Below are 6,648 nucleotides of genomic sequence, written 5' to 3'. Positions count from 1 at the left end.
GGTTCAGGGGGCATAGCGCCTCGCGGAGCGGGGCGCACGGCAATTCAGACCGGCTCGAAAGCCGCAGGTACCCGCGGGTGCCGGCCAGGGCCAGTATTTCCCCCTCGCCGCGCGCGCAAGTCCGTCGATCCGGATCCGGGTTCCGGATGGAGACTTGGCGCCGCCCGCCGCAGGGGCGACAAGGGCCGGGCCCGGCAGCCTTCGGCGCCGAGTCGAGAACGGCCGCCGCCGAGCGGCGTTGTTGCACGGCGCAGGCGGGCGCGAGTGCCAAGGAGACCGGGTTGGCGAGGGTGACGGGGCGTTCGGAGGACGGGGAGGCAGGTTGGGACGGTCCGGCTCTGGCCGCGGGCGGCGGCGCGGCGGGCGCCGTCATGCGCGCGTTCGACTGGTCGTCCTCGCCGCTGGGCCCGCCCGAGCGCTGGCCCCAGTGGCTGTCGGCCGCCGTGAGCCTGATCCACGGGTCGGGGTTCCCGATGTTCGTGGCCGTCGGGCCGGCGCTGGGCCTCCTCTACAACGACGCCTACGCGGATGTCCTGGGCAGCAAGCATCCGGCCGCCATGGGTGCGCGCCTCCGGGACGTCTGGGCGGAGATCTGGGCCGACCTCGCGCCCCTCGTCGAGGCGGCGATGGCCGGCGAGGCGACCTGGGTCGAGAACCGGCCCCTGGTCATGAACCGCCACGGCTACGACGAGGAGACCTGGTTCACCCTCTCCTGCGCGCCGCTCCGGGACGCGGACGGCGCGGTGGCCGGGGTGTTCTGCACCTGCACGGAGACCACGGCCCGGATGCGGGCCGAGACCGCGCTCCGGGAGAGCGAGGCGCGGTTCCGCAACATGGCCGACCACGCCCCGGTCATGATGTGGATGACTGGGGTCGACGGAGCCTGCACCTATCTCAACCGGCGCTGGTACGAGTACACCGGCCAGACCATCCCGGAGAGCCACGGCCTCGGCTGGCTCGACGCCGTGCATCCGGACGACCGGGATTCGTCGGGCCAGGCGTTCCTGGAGGCCAACGCCCGGCATGGCGCCTTCCGGGTGGAGTACCGCCTGCGCGGCGCCGACGGCCGCTACCGCTGGTTCATCGACGCGGCCCAGCCCCGCCTCGGGGAGGATGGCGGCTTCCGCGGCTATATCGGCTCGGTCACCGACATCCACGACCGCAAGGCCGCCGAGGAGCGCCTGGTCGAGACCTCGCGCCGCCTCGACGCCATCCTCAACAACACCTCGCAGGCGATCTTCCTGATGGATGAGCGCCAGCACTGCAGCTACATGAACCGCGCCGCCGAGACGCTCACCGGCTTCGCCCTGGAGGAGACCGAGGGCCGCGCCCTGCACGACGTGGTCCACCACACGCGGCCGGACGGATCGCCCTACCCGCTCTGCGAATGCCCGATCGACCAGGCCTTCCCGGAGAACGAGCGCGAGCAGGGCGAGGAGGTCTTCGTCCACAAGGACGGCTCGTTCTATCCCGTAGGCTTCACCGCGAGCCCGATCCGGAACGAGCGCGGCGAGCCGATCGGCACGGTCATCGAGGCCCGCAACATCGAGGAAGAGCTGCGCGCCAAGGCCGCCCTGGAGGCGTTCAACGCCACCCTGGAGCGGCGCGTGGCCGAAGAGGCCGCCCGGCGCGAGAAGGTCGAGGAGGCCCTGCGGCAGTCGCAGAAGATGGAGGCGGTCGGGCAGCTCACCGGCGGCATCGCCCACGACTTCAACAACCTGCTCACCGGCATCTCGGGCAGCCTGGAGCTGCTGCAGACGCGGATGAGCCAGGGTCGGATGACCGACCTCGACCGCTACATGACCGCCGCCCAGGGCGCGGCCAAGCGGGCGGCGGCGCTGACTCACCGCCTGCTCGCCTTCTCGCGCCGCCAGACCCTCGACCCCAAGCCCACCGACGTGAACGTCCTGGTCCACGGCATGGAGGAGCTGGTCCGCCGGACCGTCGGCCCGTCGATCCATATCGAGGTCGTCGGCTCGGCCGGCCTGTGGCCCGCCCTGGTCGATCCCGGCCAGCTCGAGAACGGGCTCCTGAACCTGTGCATCAACGCCCGGGACGCCATGCCGGAAGGCGGGCGCATCACCATCGAGACCGCCAACCGCTGGCTCGACGACCGCGCCGCCCGGGAGCGCGACCTGCCGCACGGCCAGTACCTGTCGCTCTGCGTGTCCGATACCGGGACCGGCATGCCCCCGGAGGTGATCGCCAAGGCCTTCGACCCGTTCTTCACCACCAAGCCCATCGGGCAGGGCACCGGGCTCGGCCTGTCGATGATCTACGGCTTCGCCCGGCAATCGGGCGGGCAGGTGCGGATCTATTCCGAGGTCGGTCAGGGCACGACCGTGTGCCTCTACCTGCCGCGCTTCCATGGCGACATCGCCGCCGCGGTGGCGATGCCGGATCCCGCCGCGGCGCCCCGGGCCGAGCAGGGCGAGACGGTCCTGATCATCGACGACGAGCCCTCCGTGCGGATGCTGGTGACCGAGGTCCTGGAGGATCTCGGCTACATGGCCATCGAGGCCGCCGACGGCCCGTCCGGGCTGAAGGTCCTGCAATCGGACGTGCGGATCGACCTGCTGATCACCGATGTCGGCCTGCCGGGCGGCATGAACGGCCGGCAGGTGGCCGATGCCGCCCGCGAGACCCGTCCCGGGCTCAAGGTGCTGTTCATCACCGGCTATGCCGAGAACGCCGCGGTGGGCAACGGCTACCTGGACGACGGCATGCAGGTCCTCACCAAGCCCTTCGTGATCGAGGCGCTGGCCTCGCGCATCCGGGACATGATCGAGACGTGAGGCCCCCGCGCTGTCCCGCGGCGCACGGGCGCCTCACGGCTGCTGCGGCGCCGGCGGCACTGACAAGGCGTGGCGCGGCCGCTACCGTGCGCGCGGCACCGGGGCGCGTGGGACCGCGGGGGGAAGCGTAGAGCAAGCCGATGACCGATACCGAAACGGCGTTCCCGGCCGGTCCGGCGCCGCGAATCTCGACGGGCGTTCCCGGTCTGGACGACATCCTCTGCGGCGGCCTGACCCCGAGCCGGCTCTACCTGCTCGAGGGCACGCCCGGAACCGGCAAGACCACCCTGGCGCTCCAGTTCCTGCGCGCGGGCGCGGCCCGGGGCGAGCCGACGCTCTACGTCACCCTGTCGGAGACCGGCCAGGAGCTCCGCGCGTCCGCCGCGACCCACGGCTGGTCCCTCGACGGCATCGAACTCTACGAGCTCGTCAACGAGATGGGGCTCGACCCCGACAGCGAGCAGTCGATCCTCCACCCGTCCGAGATCGAGCTCGGCGAGACCGTCCGGGAGGTCATCGCCCGGGTCGAGGCGCTGAAGCCCGAGCGGGTCGTGTTCGACTCGCTGTCGGAGCTGCGCCTGCTGGCCCAGAACCCGCTGCGCTACCGCCGCCAGATCCTGGCGCTCAAGCAGTTCTTCGCCAAGCGGGCCTGCACCGTGCTGATGCTCGACGACCGCACCTCGGAGACGGGCGACCTGCAGCTCCACAGCATCGCCCACGGGGTGGTCTCGCTGGAGCAGTCCCCGCGCGAGTTCGGCTCCGAGCGCCGGCGCCTGCGCATCGTCAAGATGCGGGGCATCAAGTACCGGGGCGGCTACCACGACTTCCTGCTTGAGACCGGCGGTATCCTGGCGTTCCCGCGCCTGATCGCGGCGGAGCACCACACGCCGTTCGACGCGACGGCGCGCTCCACGGGCTCGGACGCGCTCGACCTGCTGCTCGGCGGCGGACTGGTGCCCGGCACCAACACCCTGCTGCTCGGCCCCTCCGGGGTGGGCAAGACCACCATGGCCATCCGCTGCATGCTGACCGCCCTGGAGCGCGGCGAGCGGGGCACCTACTACCTGTTCGACGAGGGCCTCGCGACCCTGCTCGCGCGGTCGGCGACCCTTGGCATGGACCTGAGCCCGCATATCGCGGCCGGGCGCCTGACGATCACGCAGATCGACCCGGCCGAACTCTCCCCCGGGGAGTTCTCCAGCATGGTCCGGCAGGGCGTGGAGGAGCGCGGCTCCAGCGTCGTCGCGATCGACAGCCTGAACGCCTACCTGCACGCGATGCCGGGCGAGGAGTATCTCATCCTGCAGATGCACGAGATGCTGAGCTACCTGAACCAGCAGGGCGTCACGACGCTGCTGGTCCTGGGGCAGCACGGGGTCATCGGCGAGGTCCGCACCGACATCGATCTCAGCTATCTCAGCGATTCGATCCTGCTGTTCCGCTTCTTCGAAGCCAAGGGTGAGGTCCGCACGGCCCTGTCCGTGGTGAAGAGCCGGGTCAACGCGCACGAGCGCACCATCCGCGAGATGAAGCTGTCGGCGCACGGGATCCAGGTCGGCGAGGCCTTGGCCGATTTCGAGGGCGTGCTCACCGGCCTGCCCTCCTACCGCGGCACGGTGGCGATGCTGAGCGGCGACGACGCGCCCGCCGGCGGCCGCGCCCCGTGACGGCGTCGGCGCAGGACGAGACGCGCGTCCTGATCCTGGCGCCGCGCGGGCGCGACGCCGCGGTGGTCGAGCAGGTGCTCGCCCGGGCCGGCACGCCGGCCGCAATCTGTCCCGATCTCCCCGGCTGGATCGACGCCCTCCGGACCGGGGCCGCCGCGGCGCTGGTCACCGAAGAGGCCCTCGGGGAGACCGGGCCGCCGGACCTGTTCGCGTGGCTCGAGGCGCAGCCCGCCTGGTCGGATTTCCCGTTCATCGTGCTGGCGACCCGCCAGCTCGGGCACCGCTCCCAGCGCGCGTCCCAGCTCCTCGCCCGGCTCGGCAACGTGGTCCTGCTGGAGCGCCCGATCAACGCCGAGACCCTGGTCAGCGCCACGGCCGCGGCCCTGCGGGCGCGCCGTCGTCAATACCAGGCGCGCGAGCGTCTCCTGGAGCGCGAGCGCGACCGGGAGCAGCTCAGACTCGCCAACGAGGGGCTGGAGCGGCGCGTGGCCGAGCGGACCCGGGAGGTCGAGACCGCCCACGAGACCCTCGCCTTCGCCCTCGACGCCGCCGGCATGGGATCCTGGGACCTCGATTACGGCACCGGCGCGTCCCGGCGCTCGCCCCGCTTCGACACCGTGTTCGGCTACGACGCGCCCCAGGCGTTCTGGAACCGGGAGACCTTCCTGGCCCACGTCGTCGAGGAGGATCGGGCGGGCGTCGACCGGGCCTTCTCCGCCGTCGGATCGACCGGCCGGCTCGATCTGGAATGCCGGATCCGCCGGGTCGACGGGGCGGTGCGCTGGATCGCCCTGCGGGGACAGGTCAAGTCCTACGCGGCCGGCACCGCGACCCGGATCGCCGGCATCCTGATGGACCGCACCGACCAGCACGTCACCGAGGAGGCCCTGCGCCAGGCGCAGAAGATGGAGGCGATCGGCCAGCTCACCGGCGGCGTCGCCCACGACTTCAACAACCTGCTCACCGTCATCGTGGGCGGGCTCGACATGGTGCTCCGCCGGCCGGAGCAGGTCGATCGGGTCAAGCGCCTCGCGGAGGCCGCCATGGGCGCGGCCCGGCGGGGCGAGCAACTGACCCAGCAACTCCTGGCGTTCTCCCGCCGGCAGATGCTGCGGCCGCAGACGCTCAATCCCAACCGCCTGCTCCTGGATTTCCGGCCCCTCGCGGAACGGGCCGCCGGGGGCGCGGTGGAGCTCGCCTTCGACCTCGACCCCGCCCTCGATCCGATCCGCATCGACCCCGCACAGTTCGAGGCCGCGGTGCTCAACCTGATCGTCAACGCCCGCGACGCCATGGAGGGCCGGCCGGGTCACACCCGGATCGCCGTCACGAGCCGCAACGTCCATCTCGGCACCGGCGCGGTGACCGAGAAAGGCGTGGCGCCCGGCCCCTACGTGCTGGTCTCGGTCACCGATACCGGCGCCGGGATCCCGCCGGACAAGCTCCAGCGGGTGTTCGAGCCGTTCTTCACCACCAAGGAGGTCGGCAAGGGGACCGGGCTCGGGCTCAGCCAGGTCTACGGCTTCACCCGCAGTGCCAACGGCTTCGTCGACATCGCCTCCGCGGTCGGGGCCGGCACCACCGTGAACCTCTACTTCCCGCGCTCCACCGACCCGGCCGACGAGGAGACCGGGGCCGGCGCGCTGCGGACGATTCCCCTGCGCCGCGCCGGCGAGGGCGAGACCGTGCTGCTGGTCGAGGATGACGAGCAGGTGCTCGGCATGGCGGTGGAGAGCCTGGAGGAGCTGCGCTACCGGGTCATCATCGCCCGCAACGCCGCCGAGGCCTTAGACCATCTCCGGGGCGTGGAGCGCATCGACATCCTGTTCTCGGACGTGGTCATGCCGGGCGGCATGAACGGCTCGCAGCTCGCCGTCGAAGCCCAGCGGATGCGCCCCGGGATCAAGGTGCTGCTCACCTCGGGCTATGTCGCCAATCTCGACGAGGGCCAGGTCATCGGCCACGGCGAATTGCCGGTCCTGAACAAGCCCTACCGCCGCGACGAACTCGCCCGGTCCCTGCGCCTCGTGCTCGGCGGCGAAGGACGCTGAACCCCGATCACGAAAAACCCGGTCCGCGTGAGCGGGCCGGGTTTTTGGTGGTGGTCGGGTGGTCGAGAGGGATTTGGTTGCGGGGACAGGATTTGAACCTGTGACCTTCAGGTTATGAGCCTGACGAGCTACCGG

General features: G+C 71.5%; 3 protein-coding genes. All 3 read left to right on the top strand.

The features are described 5' to 3' along the window. Positions 1 to 371 precede the first annotated feature (371 nt). The 3 genes from FV233_RS27460 (at position 372) to FV233_RS27450 (ending at position 6,513) form a co-directional block, all read left to right on the top strand. Complete coding sequence (locus FV233_RS27460) at positions 372 to 2,795, top strand: PAS domain-containing sensor histidine kinase (protein WP_147856571.1); 2,424 nt, start codon at positions 372 to 374, stop codon at positions 2,793 to 2,795. A 140-nt stretch (positions 2,796 to 2,935) separates the two neighbouring features. Further along, on the top strand, positions 2,936 to 4,462 hold the full coding sequence (locus FV233_RS27455; protein ID WP_147856570.1) for an ATPase domain-containing protein: 1,527 nt from the start codon (positions 2,936 to 2,938) through the stop codon (positions 4,460 to 4,462). Then, positions 4,459 to 6,513 carry a PAS domain-containing sensor histidine kinase gene (locus FV233_RS27450; RefSeq protein WP_147899415.1) on the top strand — a complete coding sequence of 685 codons (2,055 nt, stop codon included), beginning with the start codon at positions 4,459 to 4,461 and terminating at the stop codon, positions 6,511 to 6,513. The genes FV233_RS27455 and FV233_RS27450 overlap by 4 nt, the downstream gene beginning before the upstream one ends. Positions 6,514 to 6,648: the final 135 nt, after the last annotated feature.

Source organism: Methylobacterium sp. WL7 (assembly GCF_008040085.1).
GTDB lineage: Bacteria > Pseudomonadota > Alphaproteobacteria > Rhizobiales > Beijerinckiaceae > Methylobacterium > Methylobacterium mesophilicum.
The sequence above is the reverse complement of the archived record's forward strand: the minus strand, read 5'-3'. Positions and strand labels throughout refer to the sequence as shown.

What these genes read in the sequence shown, in the direction of transcription:
- FV233_RS27460 (WP_147856571.1), top strand. Translation starts at nt 372, where the DNA reads ATGCGCGCGTTCGACTGGTCGTCCTCGCCGCTGGGCCCGCCCGAGCGC.
- FV233_RS27455 (WP_147856570.1), top strand. Translation starts at nt 2,936, where the DNA reads ATGACCGATACCGAAACGGCGTTCCCGGCCGGTCCGGCGCCGCGAATC.